A 19185-nucleotide genomic window follows, 5' to 3' on the forward strand; every position below is an offset into this window, starting at 1 on the left:
AGAGGAGTACCGCGTGCGCCACACCTCCCGCATATCCCGCTCCGGTCACCGCCGTGTCGTCGCCGCCAGCGCCGCCACGGTCGCCGCGGCCCTGCTCGCCACAGGCTTCAGCACCGGATCGGTCCAGGCCGCCGACGCCCCCGGCGCGGGCGACCACACCAAGACCCTCGGTCTGAGCGGCCAGGAGAAGCTGATCGCCCGTGGCGTCATCACCGACGCGGACGGCACGGTCCACACCCGGTACGAGCGCACCTTCGACGGTCTGCCGGTGCTCGGTGGCGACCTGATCGTCCACCAGGCCAAGAACGGCAAGGTCGAAGAGGTCACCAAGGCCACCGACGCGGACATCAAGGTCCCCACCACCACGCCGAAGATCAAGGCCCCCGCCGCCGAGAAGCACGCGCTCGCCGCGGCGAAGACGGCCGGCGGCAAGACGGCCGAGACCGACAAGGCACCGCGCAAGGTGATCTGGGCCGCGAGCGGCAAGCCCGTCCTGGCGTACGAGACCGTGGTCACCGGTGTGCAGCACGACGGCACGCCCAGCAAGCTGCACGTCATCACCGACGCCACGACCGGCAAGAAGCTCTACGAGTTCCAGGCCGTCGTGACCGGCACCGGCACCGGCCAGTACAGCGGCAAGGTCAAGGTCGGCTCGGTCAAGAGCGGCAAGTCCTTCCTGCTGAAGGACACCGCGCGCGGCGGCCACATGGTCTACAACCTCAAGCACGCCGAGGACGGCCGGGGCGCCACCTTCACCGACGCCGACGACATCTGGGGCAACGGCAAGCCGACCATCGCCCAGACCGCCGCCGTCGACGCCCAGTACGGCGCGGCCGTCACCTGGGACTACTACAAGAACGTGCTGGGCCGTAAGGGCATCAAGAACGACGGCAAGGCCGCCTACTCCCGGGTGCACTACGGCAAGGAGTACGTCAACGCCTTCTGGGACGACGACTGCTTCTGCATGACCTACGGCGACGGCGAGGGCGACAAGAAGCCCCTCACCTCGATCGACGTCGCGGCCCACGAGATGAGCCACGGCGTCACCTCCGCCACGGCGAAGCTCAACTACAGCGGCGAGTCCGGCGGCCTCAACGAGGCCACCTCCGACATCTTCGCCGCCGCGACCGAGTTCTACGCCAAGAACGCCGCCGACAAGGGCGACTACCTGGTCGGCGAGAAGATCGACATCAACGGCGACGGCACCCCGCTGCGCTACATGGACAAGCCCAGCAAGGACGGCGGCTCGCCCGACTACTGGAACTCCAAGCTCGGCGACCTCGACGTGCACTACTCCTCGGGCGTCGCCAACCACTTCTTCTACCTGCTGTCCGAGGGCAGCGGCAAGAAGACCATCAACGGCGTCACGTACGACAGCCCGACCAAGGACGGCAAGGCCGTCAAGGGCATCGGCCGGGCCGCCGCCGAGAAGATCTGGTACAAGGCGCTGACCACGTACATGACGTCCACGACCAACTACAAGGGCGCCCGCGCGGCGACCCTGAAGGCCGCCAAGGCGCTGTACGGGCAGAACAGCGCCCAGTACAAGGCCGTCGGCGCCGCCTGGACCGGCGTCAACGTCAAGTGACGCGCTGACGCTTCCCTGACCCGGAAAGCGCCCGGTGCGCACGGCGGGAGCCGTGCCACCGGGCGCTTCGCGTTCATCGCATCAACACGCCCGCCTTGTCGCCGGAGGACTCCGGCGGCAGCGCCACCAGACCCAGCTCGGCGCCGCTGGCCAGCAGCCGGTGCGCGGGCAGGATCCGGACGGTGTAACCGAAGGGGCCCGTGCTGTCGAGGGTCAGTGATCCCTCGTACTGGCGGCGGCCGTCCATCGCCGGGGCGCCCGTGGGCTTGAGCGGGACGGCGGCGGTCCGGGTGAGCCGGTCGGCGGGGTCGACCCGGCCGGCGACGGCCTGCACCTCCACGTCCGAGGGATCCAGATCGCCGAGGGTGACGCTCACCCGCAGACAGACCGTGGACCCCAGCTCCGCCGTGCCGTTCAGCGGGCTGTCGGCCACCGTCTCCACATGGTCGACGGCCACCGCCGGCCACGCGGCCCGTACCCGCGCCTTCCAGTCGGCCAGCTCCCGCGCCGCCTCCGGGAACAGGGCCCGCTGGGCCTCGGCGGCGGGCCCGTAGAGCCGCTCGACATACTCACGCACCATGCGCCCCGCGAGCACCTTGGGGCCGAGGGTGCCCAGCGTCCGGCGGACCATCTCGATCCAGCGCCCGGGCAGCCCGCCCGCGCCCCGGTCGTAGAAGCGCGGCGCGACCCGGTCCTCCAGCAGCTGGTAGAGGGCGGCGGCCTCCACGTCGTCACGGCGGTTCTCGTCCATGGCCGTGCCGTCGGCGGTGGGGATCGCCCAGCCGAAGTCCGGCTCGTACCACTCGTCCCACCAGCCGTCGAGGACGGAGAGGTTCAGACAGCCGTTGAGCGCGGCCTTCATGCCGGAGGTGCCGCACGCCTCCAGGGGGCGCAGCGGGTTGTTCAGCCAGACGTCACAGCCGGGGTAGAGCTTCTGGGCCATCGCCATGCCGTAGTCCGGGAGGAAGACGACGCGGTGGCGCACGCGCGGGTCGTCGGTGAAGCGGACGAGCTCCTGGACGAGCCGTTTGCCGCTGTCGTCGGCCGGGTGGGCCTTGCCCGCGACGACGATCTGGATCGGCCGCTCGGGGTGCAGGAGCAGCCGGGTCAGCCGCTCGCGGTCGCGGAGCATCAGGGTCAGCCGCTTGTACGACGGGACGCGGCGGGCGAAGCCGATGGTGAGGACGTCGGGGTCGAGCACTCCGTCGATCCAGCCGAGTTCGGCCGTGCCGGCGCCGCGCTGCCGCCAGGAGGCGCGCAGCCGCTCCCGCACCTCTTCGACGAGCTGTTCGCGCAGGGTGCGGCGCAGCTCCCAGATGTCGGTGTCGGGAATGTCGGCGACGGTGTCCCAGCGCTGTTTTCCGCCGACGGTCAGGGCGTCCTCGGCACGGCTCGCGCCGATCTGGCGGGCGCCGAGCCGGAAGACCTCGGGGGCGATCCAGGTGGGGGCGTGGACGCCGTTGGTGATGGCGGTGATCGGCACCTCCTCGGCGTCGAAGCCCGGCCACAGCCCGGCGAACATCTCCCGGCTGACCTGGCCGTGGAGGGTGGAGACGCCGTTGGCGCGCTGGGCCAGGCGCAGGCCCATGACCGCCATGTTGAAGAGGTTGGGCTCGCCGCCCGGGTAGGTCTCCAGACCGAGTTCGAGGATCTTGCCGACGTCGATGCCGGGCAGCTCCCCGCCGTCGCCGAGGTGGCGGGCGACCAGCTCGCGGTCGAAGCGGTCGATGCCGGCGGGCACGGGGGTGTGGGTGGTGAAGACGGCTCCGGCCCGGACGCTCTCCAGTGCGGAGTCGAAGTCGGCGCCTTGTTCGGCGAGTTCGCGGATGCGTTCCAGGCCGAGGAATCCGGCGTGTCCCTCGTTGGTGTGGAAGACCTCGGGGGCGGGGTGGCCGGTCAGCCGGCAGTACGTCCGCACGGCGCGGACCCCGCCGATGCCCAGCAGCATCTCCTGGAGCAGCCGGTGCTCGCTGCCGCCGCCGTAGAGCCGGTCGGTGACGTCGCGCTCGCCCGGTCCGTTCTCCTCGACGTCGGAGTCGAGGAGGAGCAGCGGCACCCGGCCGACCCGGGCCTGCCAGATGTACGCGCGCAGGGAGCGGCCGCCGGGGAGGGCGAGGGCGACACGGCTGGGGGTTCCGTCGGGCTCGCGGAGCATGGACAGGGGCAGCTCGTCGGGGTCGAGGAGGGGGTAGGTCTCCTGCTGCCAGCCCTCGCGGGAGAGGGACTGGCGGAAGTAGCCGTGGCGGTAGAGCAGCCCGACGCCGATGAGGGGGACGCCGAGGTCGCTGGCCGACTTCAGATGGTCGCCGGCGAGGATGCCGAGACCGCCGCTGTACTGCGGTAGGGCGGCGGTGATGCCGAACTCGGGCGAGAAGTAGGCGACCGCCTCGGGCAGCCCGGGCGGTTGCTCCTGGTACCAGCGCCGACCGGTGAGATAGTCGTGCAGATCGTCGGCGGCCGCGGCGAGCCGCCGCCGGAAGCGGCGGTCGTCGGCGAGGGCGGCCAGCCGGGTGGCGGGCACGGCGCCGAGCAGCCGCAGCGGGTCCCCGCCTGCGGCCTGCCAGCCCTCGGGGTCGACGGACTGGAAGAGCTCGCGGGTCTCGGGGTGCCAGGACCAGCGCAGATTGCGCGCCAGCTCACTGAGCGGTCGTAGGGACTCCGGAAGGACGGGGCGCACACTGAATCGACGAATGGCCTTCACCCCCACGACGGTAGCGGCGCGGCCCCCCGGGTTTCCGGCAGTGACGCCAACTGCCTGCCCCTGACAGGGGCAGGCAACGGGCGTGCGCCGTGTTGTTGACTGGAACGTATGAACACACCTGGCGAGTTGGGAAGCTTCCTCCGTACGCGCCGTGCCCGGTTGCAGCCGGAGGACGTCGGTCTCGTGTCGTACGGGGCGCGCCGGCGCGTGCCCGGGCTGCGGCGCGAGGAGCTGGCGCAGCTGGCGGGCGTGAGCGTCGCGTATTACACCCGTTTGGAGCAGGGCCAGTCGGGCAACGCCTCGGACGGCGTCCTGGACGCGATCGCGCGGGCGCTGCGGCTGACCCCCGACGAGCACGATCATCTGCGGAATCTGGCCCGGCCGGGGCGGGCCGGGCGGCGGCCGGCGCCCCGGGTGGAGACGGCCGGGCCGGGGGTGCGGCAGCTGGTCGCGGCCATGGAGGGGGTGCCGGCGATCATCGTCGACCTCCGCTACGACGTGCTGGGCTGGAACGCCCTGGGGCACGCGCTGCTGGCGGGGCATCTGGCCGCCGACGCCCCGGCGCGCCCGGCCGACCGGCCCAATACGCAGCGGTTGTTCTTCCTGGACCCGCACGCGCGCGAGCTGTACCCGCAGTGGGACACGGAGGCGCGGCGGGCGGTGTCCTCGCTGCGGCTGGCGGCGGGCGAGCACCCGGAGGACCGTGGGCTGGCGGAGCTGATCGGGGAGCTGACGATGAAGAGCCCGGAGTTCGCGGCGCTCTGGGCCCGGCATCCGGTACGGGCGTGCACGTCGGGGGTGAAGGACTTTCATCACCCGTTGGTGGGACGGATGTCGCTGTCGTTCGAGATGCTGCGGTTGCCGGACTCGGGCGGTCAGGGGGTGGTGGCGTTCAGCGCCGAGCCGGGTTCGGCGTCGGAGGCGGCGCTGCGGCTGCTCGCGTCGGCGACCGGGCCGAGCCCGGCCAGGGCGACCGGGGCGAGCGCCGGGTCCGGCACGGAAACAAGCGCGGAAACCGGCACCGGTCCGCATGGTGGACAGGACCGGCCGGCCGAACGGGGGCGGCCGATCACCGGCTGATGCGCTGGTACGAGGCGGAACTACGCCGCGCGTACAGCAGGGGTGCGGGCGGCGAAATCCCGCTACGGCTGCCGGTGAGGAGGCCGGGGCGCCGTTCCCCCGATCGGCGGCCGCTTACCCCGTTTCGTCACGTTGCACACGATCGGCCGACGGAGGAGACTCCCTACGGGTGACGCGATCCGGCCGACCTCCTCAGCTGGTGCCACGGGATCTACGCACCGGCAGTTCGCACGGTCCGGGCATGCCCGGCCGGGGCTGGTGGGAAAGCTCAACCGGTATGCAGCCCGTCATGCGTCCGTCGGCTCGGTCACGGCTCCGTTCTCCACGCCCTCGCTTCCGTCCACCCGAGTGAACCCGGGCCAGCGCGGACAGGAGCAGTCATGCGCGCAGCCAGCCGACTGCCGACGGAGCAGATAGAAAGTACAGAACCCGCCACACCCTCAGATTCCGTCGAACCTCCAGGTGATCCCATGATCGGTCGCATCCCCGTCCTGGACCTCGGGCCGCTCGTCGACTGCGGTCGCAGACCGGCCAAGGCGGTGGTGGGCGAGACCTTCCAGGTCACGGCCACCGTGTTCCGCGAGGGCCACGAGGCGTTGGGTGCCAATGTGGTGCTGCGCGACCCGGCCGGCCGCTCGGGCCCCTGGGCCCCGATGCGGGAGCTGGCGCCGGGCACCGACCGCTGGGGGGCGGAGGTCACCCCGGACACCGAGGGCCGTTGGACGTACGCGGTCGAGGCGTGGAGCGATCCGGTGGCCACCTGGCGGCACCAGGCACGGATCAAGATCCCGGCGGGGATCGACACCGAGCTGGTCCTGGAGGAGGGCGCCCTGCTCTACGAGCGGGCCGCCTCCGGGGTGCCGAAGAGCGACGGCCGGGAGACGGTGCTGGCCGCGGCCGACGCGCTGCGCGACCGGCACCGGCAGGTCGCCGACCGGCTCGCGGCCGCCCTCACCCCGGCCGTGACCGCGGCCCTGACCTGCTATCCGTTGCGTGAACTGGTCACCAGCTCGCGGTCGCTGCCGCTGCTCGTCGAGCGGGAGCGGGCGCTGTTCGGCTCGTGGTACGAGCTGTTCCCGCGCTCGGAGGGCGCGACGTCGGCAGGCGGCAGGCCGCGGTCGGGTACGTTCCGTACGGCCGCCCGGCGGTTGCCCGCGGTGGCGGCGATGGGGTTCGACGTGGTGTATCTGCCGCCGATCCACCCCATCGGCACCTCCTTCCGCAAGGGCCCCAACAACGCGCTGTCCGCGGGCCCGCACGACGTGGGCAGCCCCTGGGCGATCGGCTCGGCCGAGGGCGGGCACGACGCGATCCACCCGGACCTCGGCACGTTCGAGGACTTCGACCACTTCGTGTCGTGCGCCCGCGATCTGCGCATGGAGGTCGCGCTCGACTTCGCCCTGCAGTGCTCCCCCGACCATCCGTGGGTGGCGAAGCACCCCGAGTGGTTCCACCACCGGGCGGACGGTTCGATCGCGCACGCCGAGAACCCGCCGAAGAAGTACCAGGACATCTACCCCCTCGCGTTCGACGAGGACTTCGACGGCCTCGTCGCCGAGACGCTGCGGGTGCTGCGGGTGTGGATGGACCGCGGCATCCGGATCTTCCGGGTCGACAATCCGCACACCAAGCCGGTGGTCTTCTGGGAGAAGGTCATCGCCGAGGTGGGGCGCACCGACCCCGATGTCGTCTTCCTCGCCGAGGCGTTCACCCGCCCCGCGATGATGCGTACCCTGGGCGCGATCGGCTTCCAGCAGTCGTACACCTACTTCACGTGGCGCAACGACAAGCGTGAACTCACCGACTATCTGCGGGAGCTGTCGGGCGAGTCCGCGGCCGTCATGCGGCCCAACCTCTTCGTGAACACGCCCGACATCCTGCACGCCTATCTCCAGGACGGCGGCCGCGCGGCCTTCGAGATCCGAGCCGTGCTCGCCGCGACCCTCTCCCCCAGCTGGGGTGTCTACGCGGGCTACGAGCTGTGCGAGAACACCCCGGTGCGCGCGGGCAGCGAGGAGTACCTGGACTCCGAGAAGTACCAGCTGCGGCCGCGCGACTGGGAGGCCGCCGAGCACGAGGGGCGCTCCCTGGCCCCGCTGCTCACCGCGCTGAACCGGCTGCGACGGCGGCAGCCGGCCCTGCGCCAACTGCGGAACTTGCGCTTCCATGACGCCGACAACGACGCCGTCATCGCCTACTCGAAGCGCACGGCAAGCTCCTGCGTCCTCACGGTCGTCAACCTCGACCCCCACCACACCCAGGAGGCCACGGTCTCGTTGGACATGCCGGAACTCGGCCTCGAATGGCACGAGTCCGTCCCGGTGCGCGACGAGCTCACCGGAGAGACCTATCACTGGGGCAGGGACAACTATGTGCGCCTCGAGCCGGGCCGTTCCATCGCGCCCGCGCACGTGTTCTCGCTGCGACCGTCCTCACCGATCGGAGGGTCACCCACATCATGATCGTCAATGAGCCCGTACAGGACACGTTCGAGGACACACCCGCGAAGGACCTGGATCCCGACTGGTTCAAGCGTGCCGTCTTCTACGAGGTGCTCGTACGCTCCTTCCAGGACAGCGACGGCGACGGCGTCGGCGACCTCAAGGGCCTGACCGCCAAGCTGGACTATCTGCAGTGGCTGGGCGTCGACTGCCTGTGGCTGCCGCCGTTCTTCCAGTCGCCGCTGCGCGACGGGGGCTACGACGTCTCCGACTACACCGCGGTGCTGCCCGAGTTCGGCGATCTCGCCGACTTCGTGGAGTTCGTGGACGCGGCGCACCAGCGGGGCATGCGCGTCATCATCGACTTTGTCATGAACCATACGAGCGATCAGCACGAGTGGTTCCAGCAGTCGCGCGCCGACCCCGACGGCCCCTACGGCGACTACTACGTCTGGGCGGACGACGACAAGCAGTACCAGGACGCGCGGATCATCTTCGTCGACACCGAGTCGTCCAACTGGACCTTCGACCCGGTGCGCCAGCAGTACTACTGGCACCGCTTCTTCTCCCACCAGCCGGATCTCAACTACGAGAACCCGGCGGTACAGGAGGAGATCCTGGCCGCGCTGCGGTTCTGGCTGGACCTCGGCATCGACGGCTTCCGGCTCGACGCGGTGCCGTACCTCTTCGCCGAGGAGGGCACCAACTGCGAGAACCTGCCGCGCAGCCACGACTTCCTGAAGCGGGTGCGGGCCGAGATCGACGAGCACTACCCGGACACGGTGCTGCTGGCGGAGGCCAACCAATGGCCCGAGGACGTCGTCGACTACTTCGGCGACTACGCGGCCGGCGGCAACGAATGCCATATGGCGTTCCACTTCCCGGTCATGCCGCGCATCTTCATGGCCGTCCGCCGGGAGTCCCGCTATCCGGTCTCGGAAATCCTCGCCAAGACCCCGGCGATCCCCGCCCACTGCCAGTGGGGCATCTTCCTGCGCAACCACGACGAGCTGACGCTCGAGATGGTGACGGACGAAGAGCGCGACTACATGTACGCGGAGTACGCCAAGGACCCGCGGATGCGCGCCAACATCGGCATCCGCCGCAGGCTCGCCCCGCTGCTCGACAACGACCGCAATCAGATCGAGCTGTTCACCGCCCTGCTGCTGTCCCTGCCGGGCTCGCCGATCCTCTACTACGGCGACGAGATCGGCATGGGCGACAACATCTGGCTCGGCGACCGCGACGGGGTGCGCACCCCGATGCAGTGGACACCCGACCGGAACGCGGGCTTCTCCTCCTGCGACCCGGGGCGGCTGTATCTGCCGACCATCATGGACCCGGTCTACGGCTACCAGGTCACCAACGTCGAGGCGGCCATGAGCAGCCCCTCCTCGCTGCTGCACTGGACCCGCCGGATGATCGAGATCCGTAAGCAGAACCCGGCCTTCGGTCTCGGTTCGTACACCGAGCTGCCGTCGAGCAATCCGGCCGTGCTCGCGTTCCTGCGCGAGATGCGGCTGCCCGGGCAGCGGGAGGACGACCTCGTCCTGTGCGTGAACAATTTCTCGCGCTTCGCACAGCCGACCGAACTCGACCTCCAGACGTTCAACGGGCTGCATCCCGTCGAGCTGATCGGTGGGGTGCGCTTCCCGGCCATCGGTGAACTGCCCTATCTGCTCACCCTGGCCGGTCACGGCTTCTACTGGTTCCGGCTGCGGCGCGGCGCGCCACCCGCCGGGCACTGAACCCGCCCCCGTGCGCGGCGGTCACGGTCGTCCGACCGCGCACGGACGGTTTTCCCTTCCGGGCCCTGGGCACCCTCACTACTACGCACGGACCCGGGTCGACCGCGTCGACACCGCTCGACACCGTTCGACACACGCAGACTCCGCCACACGTGGCCGCACAGTCCGCAGAAGCCAGCGACACCGCACACAGGGGCCTCAGGCGCTGACCGTACGGACGATCCTCGCCCGACACGTCCCGCACCGCGCACGGTCAAAGCCGCAATCCGGGACACTTTGCCCTACCTGTCGTGTGCCCGGGGAAAGGACGCGACGCCATGTCGGACGCTGCACCGTCCCGCCGGGGGGCGCCTCCCGGTCCTCTGCCGTCCGCGGCCCGGGCCACCGCCGCGCGGCCTGCGGCGCCCCCCGCCGACGGGGGGCTGCTCGGCTCGCTGGCCCCGCTGCTCTCGGAATGGCTGCCCCGGCAGCGCTGGTTCGCGGGCAAGGGCCGCCCGATCACCGGCTTCACGCTCGTCGCGGCCACCGAACTGCTGCCGGCCCCGGCCGGCGGCACCGCCCCCGGCCTGGTCCATCTGCTCGTCCGCGCGCAGCAGCTGGGGTCCACGGGCCCCGGCGGCGCCCCGGCGCGCGGCACCGACGACTGCTATCAGCTGCTCCTCGGTGTCCAGGACGTCCTGCCCCCACAGCTCGCGCCCGCCCTGATCGGCCGCCCCGCGGGCGGACCGCTGCACGGCCGCGTCGTCTACGAGGGCCTCGCCGACCCCCGTCTCGCGGCCGTGGTCCTGGAGCGGCTGCGGCTGCCGGGACGCCTGGGGCCGCTGCGCTTCGCCCGGGAGGAGGGGACCGTCATCGCCGCGGGCCTCGCGCCCCGGCTGCTCGGCTCGGAGCAGTCCAACTCCTCGGTCGTTTACGGCGAAACGTATATCCTCAAGCTCTTCCGCCGCGTCTGCCCCGGCACCAATCCCGATCTCGAACTGCCGCGCGCGCTCGCCGGCGCGGGCTGCCGGCGGGTGCCGACGCCCGCCGCCTGGTTCGAGGCGGACTTGACCAGGCTGACCGGGCCGGCCGGGCTGCCCGGCACCGGCGGCGAGCCGATGACGCTCGGTGTGCTCCAGCCCTTCCTGCCCGGTTCGGCCGACGGCTGGCAACTGGCCCTGGGCGCCCTGGCCGTACGGGCCGACTTCACCGCCTCCGCCCGGGCCCTCGGGCACGCCACGGCCGAGGTGCACGGCGCGCTCGCGGAGGCGCTGCCCACCGTCGTCCTGCGCCGCCCCCAGCTGGAGCGGCTCGCCGGCGCCATGACCCAGCGCCTGGACGCCGCCGCCGACGCGGTCCCCGCCCTGCGCCCCTACCGGGCCGCGCTGCGCGGGGCGTACGAGGAGCTCGCGGCGCTCGGCCGGGCCGGGCGCACCTGGTCCGCGCAGCGCATCCACGGTGATCTGCACCTGGGGCAGACGCTGCGGACGGCCTCGGACGGCCGCTGGTCCCTCATCGACTTCGAGGGTGAGCCCGCGCGTCCGCTGGCCGAGCGCCGCAGGCCGCAGCCCGTCGCCCGGGACATCGCGGGCATGCTGCGCTCCTTCGACTACGCGGCGGCGGTGGGCCGGGCGGCCGGCACCGCCTGGTCGGACCGGGCCCGGGCCGCGTTCTGCGAGGGCTACGCCACGGTCCACGGCGACCCCCGCGAGGAGCCGCGGCTGCTGCGCGCCCACGAGACGGACAAGGCCGTCTACGAAGTCCTCTACGAGGCCCGGCACCGCCCCGACTGGCTCCCGGTCCCGATGGCCGCGATCCGGCGGCTCGCGGAGGTACCGGCGGAGGGCGGCGCGCCCACCGACCCGTCCTCGGGCGGCGGCGACCTGCGGCCCGGCCCGAGGAATCCCGTATGACCCACCGACCCGCAAGCCAGATCCGCCCCCGGCCGACCGTCCGGGGGACACCGAGGAGGACCGCCCCGTGACCGCTCGTCCGCCGTCCAGCCGACCGTCCCGCGAGCCCGGGGCCGACCGCCCCGGCGGTCCTGCCCCGGTTCCGGCCACGTTCCTGCCCGCGTCCCCACCGCGCGGGCGTCCGCCGAGGGCCGGGGAGGAGACGGACGCGCCGGTGCCGGTGTACCGGTGGTCGGTGTGGGACTCGACGGACGACCCGGAGTCCGATGGCGCGTGGGATCCGGACCCGGCGTCGGACCGGTCACCGGACCCCGTGTCCGACCAGGCGCCCGACCCGGTGGCGGACCCCGTGGCGGCGCCGGACGGCGCCCCGGCGGCGGAGACCTCACCGGCCACGCCGAACACGCCGGCCGCACCCGCGACACAGACCGTGACCCGCCGGGGCGTACGCCCGGCCGAACCGCTGGACGCCGGGGAGCGCGAGCGCCTGCTGCACGGCGCGCACCACGATCCGCACGCCCTGCTCGGGGCGCACCCCGTACCCGGCGGTGTGGCGTTCCGGGCCCTGCGCCCCTTCGCCCGGGCGGTCTCGGTCACCGCGAAGGGGCTGCGGGCGGAGCTGTACGACGAGGGGGACGGGCTGTTCGGGGGCGTGCTCCCGCTGAAGGAGATCCCCGACTACCGCCTGGTGGTGACGTACGACGACACCGAGCTGGAGGTGCACGACCCGTTCCGCTTCCTGCCCGCCATCGGGGAGCTGGACATGCACCTCATCCGCGAGGGCCGGCACGAGGAGCTGTGGCGGGCGCTCGGCGCGCAGCCGATGACGCACGAGGGCGTGATCGGCACCCGCTTCACCGTGTGGGCGCCGAACGCGCAGGGCGTACGGGTCGCGGGGGACTTCAACTACTGGGACGCCACCGGGTCCCCGATGCGCTCGCTGGGCTCTTCCGGGGTGTGGGAGCTGTTCCTGCCCGGTATCGGCGAGGGCACCCTGTACAAGTTCCAGATCACCCGCCCCGACGGTTCGCACACGCTGCGCGCCGACCCGATGGCGCGGCGCACGGAGGTCCCCCCGGCCAACGCCTCGATCGTGCACGCCTCGCACCACCGGTGGCGAGACGAGGAGTGGCTGGCCCGCCGCGCGGAGCGGCATGTGCACGAGTCGCCCTTCTCCGTCTACGAGGTGCACCTGGCGTCCTGGCGCCCGGGGCTGACCTATCGGCAGCTGGCCGAGCAGCTCCCCGCGTACGTGAAGGACCTGGGCTTCACGCACGTCGAGCTGATGCCGGTCGCCGAGCACCCCTTCGGCGGCTCGTGGGGCTACCAGGTCACCGGCTTCTACGCCCCGACCGCACGGCTGGGCACCCCCGACGACTTCAAGTACCTGGTCGACGCGTTGCACCGGGCGGGCATCGGGGTGCTCGTGGACTGGGTGCCGGCGCATTTCCCCAAGGACGACTGGGCGCTGGCCGAGTTCGACGGCCGGCCGCTGTACGAGCACGCGGACCCGGCGCGGGCGGTCCACCCGGACTGGGGGACGCTGGAGTTCGACTACGGCCGTACGGAGGTCCGCAACTTCCTGGTGGCCAACGCCGTCTACTGGTGCGAGGAGTTCCACATCGACGGGCTGCGGGTGGACGCGGTCGCCTCGATGCTCTACCTCGACTACTCCCGCGAGGACGGCCAGTGGACGCCCAATGAGCACGGCGGGCGGGAGAACCTCGACGCGGTGGCGTTCCTGCAGGAGATGAACGCGACGGTCTACCGCCGCTGCCCCGGTGTCATCACCGTCGCCGAGGAGTCCACGGCGTGGGACGGGGTCACCCGGGCCACCCACCACGTGGGCGTGAGCGGCTTCGGCGGTCTCGGCTTCGGTCTGAAGTGGAACATGGGCTGGATGCACGACTCGCTGGAGTACGTGGTCAAGGAGCCGGTCCACCGCAAGTACCACCACGGCGAGATGACCTTCTCCATGGTCTACGCCTACAGCGAGAACTACGTCCTGCCCATCTCCCACGACGAGGTCGTGCACGGCAAGCGGTCGCTGGTGTCCAAGATGCCGGGCGACTGGTGGCAGCAGCGCGCCAACCACCGTGCCTATCTGGGGTTCATGTGGGCCCACCCGGGCAAGCAGTTGCTCTTCATGGGGCAGGAGTTCGCCCAGGGTGCGGAGTGGTCCGAGGGGCACGGCCCGGACTGGTGGCTGCTCGACCCCTCGTACTCGGCGGAGGCCGACCACCGGGGCGTGCGGGATCTGGTGCGCGATCTGAACTCGGTCTACGCCGCGACGCCCGCGCTGTGGCAGCGCGACACCGACCCGGGCGGATTCGAGTGGGTCGAGAGCGACGCGAGCGAGGACAACGTCTTCGCGTTCCTGCGCTTCGACGCGGACGGCTCGCCACTGCTGGCCGTCAGCAACTTCTCCCCCGTCGTCCGGCACGCCTACCGCCTCGGCGTCCCGGCCCGGCACGCCCTGTGGCAGGAGGTCCTCAACACCGACGACGGGCGTTACGGCGGCAGCGGTGTCACGGACACGGAGCCGATCAAGTCCGAGCCGACCCGGCGGCACGGCCGCCCGTCGAGCATCGTGGTGACCCTGCCCCCGCTGGCGACGGTCTGGCTGCGGCCGGCCTGAGCTCGACTTTTGACCTCCGTCTGTGTCGTACGGCGCAGACGGAGGTCGAGGCGGCCTTCGCCTGATCATGTGCTCCGGCCAAGGTGCACCGACCAGGACGAAGGCCGTGCGGGTGAATCTGCTGCCTGATGCCGAAGGTGGGCCGCTACGTCCGCGGGGACGGCTTCGGCGCCTCCCAGACGGGCCCGACGGAGAGGTAAGTGGTGCGGTGGAGGAGGTCCCCGGCCCGGAGCTTCTGCGTCCCCCACTTCAGGCCGTCGTCCCGCGCCGTGTCCACGGCCTCCAGCGTGTGGAACGCCTCGGTGTCGATGATCAGCCGCCGGCGCCAGGTGTCGGCGTCCAGGTCGACGGCCGTGCCGACGCGCCCGGTGCTGTCCTTGACCCGCTCCGTCACCCGCACCCCGGGAATCCCGGTGAGGACCTTGAACAACGCGGCCCGCAGCTCCGGTTCGGCGGGTGACCGGGCGAGCAACTCTTCGACGCCGTCGAAGAGCCCCTCCTCGACCCCCTCCCCGGTGGCCTTCCCGACGAGCCGGGCCCGCAGCGCCGCCGGGTCGGTGGGCAGCGTCGTGAGCTCGCGCCACATGATCGGATTGCGGCCGACCACGTAGGCCGTCCCCGCCATCTCCACTGGCGTGTACTCCCGGACCGGACCGTCACCGAACTGCCCGCGTGTGTCGCTCCGGCTCAGCCAGACGGTCTCGTACGAGTCGTCCGGCCGCTGGGCGCTGGTCCGGTTCCACTGGTGGATCCGTACCTTCCAGTACGGTGCCGTCCCCGTCCGCTCCGCCGTCCGCTCCGCCGCCGGGGAGCCCTGCGCGTCCCCGGAGCCCGACCCGGGCTGGAACGCGACACCCAGCGCGATCGCCACGACCGCCGCCGCCGAGACCAGCACGGGAAGGCGCCGCCGCCACGTCCGCACCGGGACGACCGCGGCCACCGGCTCCCATTCGAGCTCGATGGCCGGCCCGTCCCCCTCCGCCCGGCCGGCCGCCGACCGCACCGCGGCCAGCGCCGCGGCGACGGCGTCCGCCGAGGGCGGCGCGACCTTGCCCGCGGCCCTCAACCGCCCGGCACCGGGGAATTCGAGGAAGTCCGTGCCGTCCGTGTTCCTGTCCTGCCCGGTCATACGAGGTCTCCTGTCAGGGAAAGCGGGGCGGAGGGGCCGAGCGCCGCGCGCAGCCGGGTGCGCGCCCGGTGCAGCCGGGACCTGGCCGTGCCCGCGGGGACGCCGACGACGGCCGCGGCCTCGGTGGGGCTGAGCTGCTCCCACGCGATCAGGAGCAGCAGCTCCCGCTCCACGGCCGGCAGCTCGGCCAGGGTCCGGCGCATCAGTGGCGCGACCGCCGCCGCGTCCAGCCTCCGGTCGACGGCGTGCCACGGGTCGCTGCTCGCCTCACCGGCGAGCGCGGCGGCGGCCGCGGGCCGTTCCTGCCCGCGCCAGTGCGCGGCCAGCACGTTGCGGGCCACGCCGAAGAGCCACGCCCGGACCGGCCCGCGGGCCGGGTCGTAGGTGCCGCGCCCCGCGTAGGCCCGCAGCCACGCCTCGGCCAGCAGATCGTCCGCCGCGCCGGGCGCCCGGCGCGCGAAGTAGCCGTGGAGCGCCCTCGAATGGCGCTCCACGAGCGGTTCAAAGGCCGACGCGTCGGTTCCCGAGCGCGCCAGCACTTCCTCGTCCGTCGCCACGGACCTCCCCTTCCACGGGCCACGCCGTCCGCGGCCCCTCCCCCTTCTTGTGTCCGCCCCGCGAAAGCGTTCGCGCCCCGGGAGCCGGGCACGGGCGGCCGTGTACGGTGCGACGGCCCGTCGGGGCAGCCGGTCGCGTCACCCTCGCCGCCCCACGCCTCCGCGCCAGGACCTGGGCGCCGGCCGGAGGGGGACTCCCCTTGGCCATCGGCATCGGCGGGGAATCGCCGGGCCGGAACGGGCCCGAACGCGGTGAAGGCCCGGCAGCTTGGCTGCCGGGCCTTCACCATGTGTAGCGGGGACAGGATTTGAACCTGCGACCTCTGGGTTATGAGCCCAGCGAGCTACCGAGCTGCTCCACCCCGCGTCGGTAGGTTGAACCGTACGGCACGACACCGGATCGGCCCGATCGGTACCGGTCTCACGACACCGTTGCCGCACGGGAGAGGCGGCCGGTGGTGTCCCGGAGGGCTGCTTCCAGCCGGTCGCGGGCCTCGGTCCGGGCGGCGATCCGTTCGTTGAGGACCGCCAGCCGTTCCGACGCGACGCGCAGGCCCTTGTCCGACGGCGGGGCGGCAGCCACGTCGCCGTCCAGGCAGGGCAGGAAGACCCGCACGTCGTCGAGGGTGAGTCCGACGGCCAGCAGGTAGCGGATGTTGCGGACCCGGACGACTGCCCGTTCGTCGTAGACGCGGTAGTCGTTGGCGGCCCTCTCGGAGGAGATCAGCCCGGCCTGTTCGTAGTGCCGCAGCGCGCGGGCCGTCGTCCCGGTCGCCTTGGCCAGTTCGCCGATCCTCACTCGTTCCACCTCACGGGCCACTCCTATCACGCCACGACCGCCCCACCGTCGACCGGGAGGACGACCCCGGTGACGAACGACGCGGCCGGCGAGGCGAGCTGGGTGATGGCCCAGGCCACCTCCTCGGGCCGGCCGATCCGGCCGAGCGGGGTGTGGGCCAGCTGCCATTCCCGCACGGCGGCCATCGCCTCCGGCGTCAGGCCCTGGTGTTCGCCGATCGGGGTGTCGATCGCTCCGGGGGCGACCGCGGCCACGCGGATGCCGCGGGGTGCCAGCTCGACCGCCCAGCTGCGGGTCAGCAGCTCCAGCGCGGTCTTGGTCGCGGCGTAGAGCGAACTGCCGGGCCAGGCCCGCTGCCCCACCGACGTGCTCACGTTGACGACCACGCCGCCGGCCGCCTCCAGGAGCGGGAGCGCTGCCTGGGTCAGCAGGACGGGGGCGATCAGGTTGGTGGCGAGCTGAGCCGTGATCGTCTCCGGGGTCAGCGTGCCGAGGGCGCCGCCGCGCGCGATGCCCGCGTTGTTGACGAGGACGTCCAGCCGGCCGTGGGTCTCCAGCACGGTCTCGACGATTCGCTCGGGCCCGTCCTCGGCGGTGATGTCGGCGACCAGCGGCGTGATCCGGTCGTCCCCGGCAGCGGTCTCCCGCAGCGGTTCGGCCCGCCGACCGATCGCGACCACGCGGGCGCCCTCGGCGGCGAAGGCGCGGGCGGTGGCCCGGCCGATCCCGGTCCCGGCTCCGGTGACGGCGACGACCCTGCTGTTCTGCGATGCGGTGCTGTTCATGCCGCCGATCGTGCAACCCTGCCGCCAACGGCAAGGTCAAGGTCAAGCAGCGGGGTCATCGCCTGACCTCGGCCATGGACGCGCAGTGCCCCGCACCCCCACCGGGGCACGGGGCACAACGGCCTTGCCACAGGGTCAGACGCGCTCGTCCGCGCGCTCGTCGTTCTTCGCGGCCGGGGCCTCGGTCGGAGCGGCCGTCGTCGACTTGCCCGCGTCGCGCGGCAGCAGGGTGACGACGACGGCCGTGCCGACGCCGAGGACGATCGCGCCGATCAGGCTGGTGTGGGCGACGGAGTCCGCGAACGCCTTGTGCACGGCTTCCACGACGGACTGCGCCTGCTGCGCACCGTACGCGGCCGCCTTCTCGGCGCCCATCTTGGGCGTGGCGCCGGCCGTGACCTGCTTGCCGACCTCCTTGGCGACGTACAGGCCCGCGCCGACCGAGTCCTGCGCGGCGGTCAGCGCCTTCCCCGGGAGCTTCGGACCGCCGCCGGCCGCCACCTTCGCGGCGGCGTCGGCGAGGTTGGAGGAGTAGGTCTTGGCCAGCACCGTGCCGAGGACGGCGATGCCGAGGGAGCCGCCCATCTCGATGGAGGTGCTGTTGACCGCGCCGCCGACGCCGAGCTGGTTCTCGGGGAAGGAGCCCATGATGGCGTTGGTGCAGGGCGACAGGGACAGGCCGATGGCCAGGCCCAGGATCATCAGCGGCACGAGGAAGTCGCCGTACGTGGAGCCCTCGTCGACGCGGGTGAGCAGCGCGATCGCGACCGTGCCGACGGTCATGCCCAGCGCGACCGTGATCTTCATGCCGAACTTCGGCGTGAGCAGGGCGGTCAGCACGCCGCCCACGAACACCGCGCCGGCCAGCGGCAGCATGCGCACACCGGTGTCCAGCGGCGAGTAGCCGAGGACGAACTGGAGGTGCTGGGTGAGGTAGTAGAAGGCACCGAAGACGGCGAGGAAGAACAGCGCGACGGCCAGGGTCGAGCCGGCGAAGGCGCGCCGGCCGAAGCGGCGGACGTCCAGGACCGGGCGCGGGTGGCGCAGCTCCCAGAAGACGAAGCAGACCAGGCCGACGCCGGCGAGCACTGCGGCGGTGACGGCCTTGGCGCCCCAGCCGAAGTGCGGACCCTCGATGATCATGTAGATCAGCGAGCCGACCCAGATGACGGACAGCAGACCGCCGATGTAGTCGATCCTGTCGACGTCGGCAGCCTTGGACGGCGGCACCAGCAGCAGCGCGCCGACGATGCCGAGGGCCGCGATCGGCACGTTGATCAGGAACGTCGAGGCCCAGCCGTGGTCCTCCAGCAGCGCACCGGCGACCAGCGGGCCGACGGCGATGGCGAGACCGGCGGTGGCGGTCCAGATGGTGATCGCCTTGGCCCGCTCCGCGCGCGGGAACGTGGCGGCGAGCAGCGACAGCGTGGCGGGCATGATCATGGCCGCGCCGACGCCCATCACGGCGCGGGCGGCGATGACGCCGCCCGAGCTGTCGACCAGCGAGCCCGCGACGGAGGCGGCGCCGAAGACGAAGAGGCCGAGGACGAGCGCGCCACGACGGCTGTACTTGTCACCGATCGCACCGAGGATCAGCATCAGCGCGGCGTACGGGACGGTGTAGCCGTCGATGACCCATTGGAGGTCCGAGCTGCCGAGGCCGAGGTCCTGGACCATGTCCGGAGCGGCGACCGTCAGGGACGTGTTCGCCATGACGATGATCAGCAGACTGAGGCACAGGACCACCAGGGCCGCCCAGCGTCGCTTGTACGGACCATCCATCTCGTCGACCGGAGTCGACATCGCGAGGCCCATCGGCCCCCCTTT

The 19185-nt window shown here is 72.2% G+C and carries 12 protein-coding genes and 1 tRNA gene; 6 read left to right on the forward strand and 7 right to left on the reverse strand.

The genetic code is table 11. The annotated features are described in order from the left end of the window. Positions 1-13 precede the first annotated feature (13 nt). Complete coding sequence (locus tag FHS38_RS08240) at positions 14-1588, forward strand: M4 family metallopeptidase (protein WP_184732400.1); 1575 nt, start codon at positions 14-16, stop codon at positions 1586-1588. Positions 1589-1661: 73 nt separating this feature from the next. On the opposite strand, the gene glgP is transcribed toward FHS38_RS08240, so the two are convergent. Further along, on the reverse strand, positions 1662-4289 hold the full coding sequence (gene glgP, locus FHS38_RS08245; protein ID WP_184732402.1) for an alpha-glucan family phosphorylase: 2628 nt from the start codon (positions 4287-4289) through the stop codon (positions 1662-1664). A gap of 108 nt (positions 4290-4397) precedes the next feature. Here glgP and FHS38_RS08250 point away from each other — a divergent pair, with 108 nt between their 5' ends. The 5 genes from FHS38_RS08250 (at position 4398) to glgB (ending at position 14088) form a co-directional block, all read left to right on the forward strand. Next, entirely contained in the window at positions 4398-5369 is a 972-nt protein-coding gene (locus FHS38_RS08250; RefSeq protein ID WP_184732404.1) for a helix-turn-helix domain-containing protein, read from the forward strand. Between the two features lie 470 nt (positions 5370-5839). Then, positions 5840-7831, forward strand: a complete 1992-nt coding sequence (locus tag FHS38_RS08255; RefSeq protein WP_184732406.1) for an alpha-1,4-glucan--maltose-1-phosphate maltosyltransferase — start codon at positions 5840-5842, stop codon at positions 7829-7831. Beyond that, positions 7828-9558, forward strand: coding sequence for a maltose alpha-D-glucosyltransferase (gene treS, locus FHS38_RS08260; RefSeq protein WP_184732408.1), 1731 nt, complete (start codon positions 7828-7830; stop codon positions 9556-9558). The genes FHS38_RS08255 and treS overlap by 4 nt, the downstream gene beginning before the upstream one ends. Before the next feature lie 317 nt (positions 9559-9875). Next, positions 9876-11450, forward strand: a complete 1575-nt coding sequence (locus FHS38_RS08265) for a maltokinase N-terminal cap-like domain-containing protein (protein ID WP_184732410.1) — start codon at positions 9876-9878, stop codon at positions 11448-11450. Between the two features lie 430 nt (positions 11451-11880). Next, positions 11881-14088, forward strand: a complete 2208-nt coding sequence (gene glgB / locus FHS38_RS08270; RefSeq protein WP_229822744.1) for a 1,4-alpha-glucan branching enzyme — start codon at positions 11881-11883, stop codon at positions 14086-14088. A 145-nt stretch (positions 14089-14233) separates the two neighbouring features. On the opposite strand, the gene FHS38_RS08275 is transcribed toward glgB, so the two are convergent. The 6 genes from FHS38_RS08275 to FHS38_RS08300 all read right to left on the reverse strand — a co-directional run bounded on the left by FHS38_RS08275 (position 14234) and on the right by FHS38_RS08300 (position 19173). Then, a complete protein-coding gene (locus tag FHS38_RS08275) occupies positions 14234-15217 on the reverse strand; it encodes a hypothetical protein (protein WP_184732412.1) in 984 nt (327 codons plus the stop codon). Continuing rightward, on the reverse strand, positions 15214-15774 hold the full coding sequence (locus FHS38_RS08280; RefSeq protein WP_184732414.1) for an RNA polymerase sigma factor: 561 nt from the start codon (positions 15772-15774) through the stop codon (positions 15214-15216). The genes FHS38_RS08275 and FHS38_RS08280 overlap by 4 nt, the downstream gene beginning before the upstream one ends. A gap of 293 nt (positions 15775-16067) precedes the next feature. Then, positions 16068-16141 (reverse strand) — tRNA-Met (locus tag FHS38_RS08285). A gap of 54 nt (positions 16142-16195) precedes the next feature. Further along, the gene (locus FHS38_RS08290) at positions 16196-16573 is read right to left on the reverse strand and encodes a MerR family transcriptional regulator (RefSeq protein WP_195826257.1); all 378 of its coding nucleotides are present in this window, start codon (positions 16571-16573) and stop codon (positions 16196-16198) included. A 26-nt stretch (positions 16574-16599) separates the two neighbouring features. Then, positions 16600-17358, reverse strand: a complete 759-nt coding sequence (locus tag FHS38_RS08295; RefSeq protein WP_184732418.1) for an SDR family NAD(P)-dependent oxidoreductase — start codon at positions 17356-17358, stop codon at positions 16600-16602. Positions 17359-17493: 135 nt separating this feature from the next. Then, positions 17494-19173 (reverse strand): MFS transporter, encoded by a 1680-nt coding sequence (locus FHS38_RS08300; RefSeq protein WP_184732420.1) that lies wholly within the window; start codon positions 19171-19173, stop codon positions 17494-17496. Between the last annotated feature and the right edge of the window lie 12 nt (positions 19174-19185).

This window comes from Streptomyces netropsis, from assembly GCF_014203545.1.
Classification (GTDB): Bacteria; Actinomycetota; Actinomycetes; order Streptomycetales; family Streptomycetaceae; genus Streptomyces; species Streptomyces netropsis.

Bases quoted from the DNA above. Each gene is read 5' to 3' on its own strand.
- FHS38_RS08275 (WP_184732412.1), bottom strand. From the start codon at position 15,217: ATGACCGGGCAGGACAGGAACACGGACGGCACGGACTTCCTCGAATTC.
- FHS38_RS08265 (WP_184732410.1), top strand. From the start codon at position 9,876: ATGTCGGACGCTGCACCGTCCCGCCGGGGGGCGCCTCCCGGTCCTCTG.
- FHS38_RS08295 (WP_184732418.1), bottom strand. From the start codon at position 17,358: ATGAACAGCACCGCATCGCAGAACAGCAGGGTCGTCGCCGTCACCGGA.
- FHS38_RS08300 (WP_184732420.1), bottom strand. From the start codon at position 19,173: ATGGGCCTCGCGATGTCGACTCCGGTCGACGAGATGGATGGTCCGTAC.
- FHS38_RS08250 (WP_184732404.1), top strand. From the start codon at position 4,398: ATGAACACACCTGGCGAGTTGGGAAGCTTCCTCCGTACGCGCCGTGCC.
- FHS38_RS08255 (WP_184732406.1), top strand. From the start codon at position 5,840: ATGATCGGTCGCATCCCCGTCCTGGACCTCGGGCCGCTCGTCGACTGC.
- treS (WP_184732408.1), top strand. From the start codon at position 7,828: ATGATCGTCAATGAGCCCGTACAGGACACGTTCGAGGACACACCCGCG.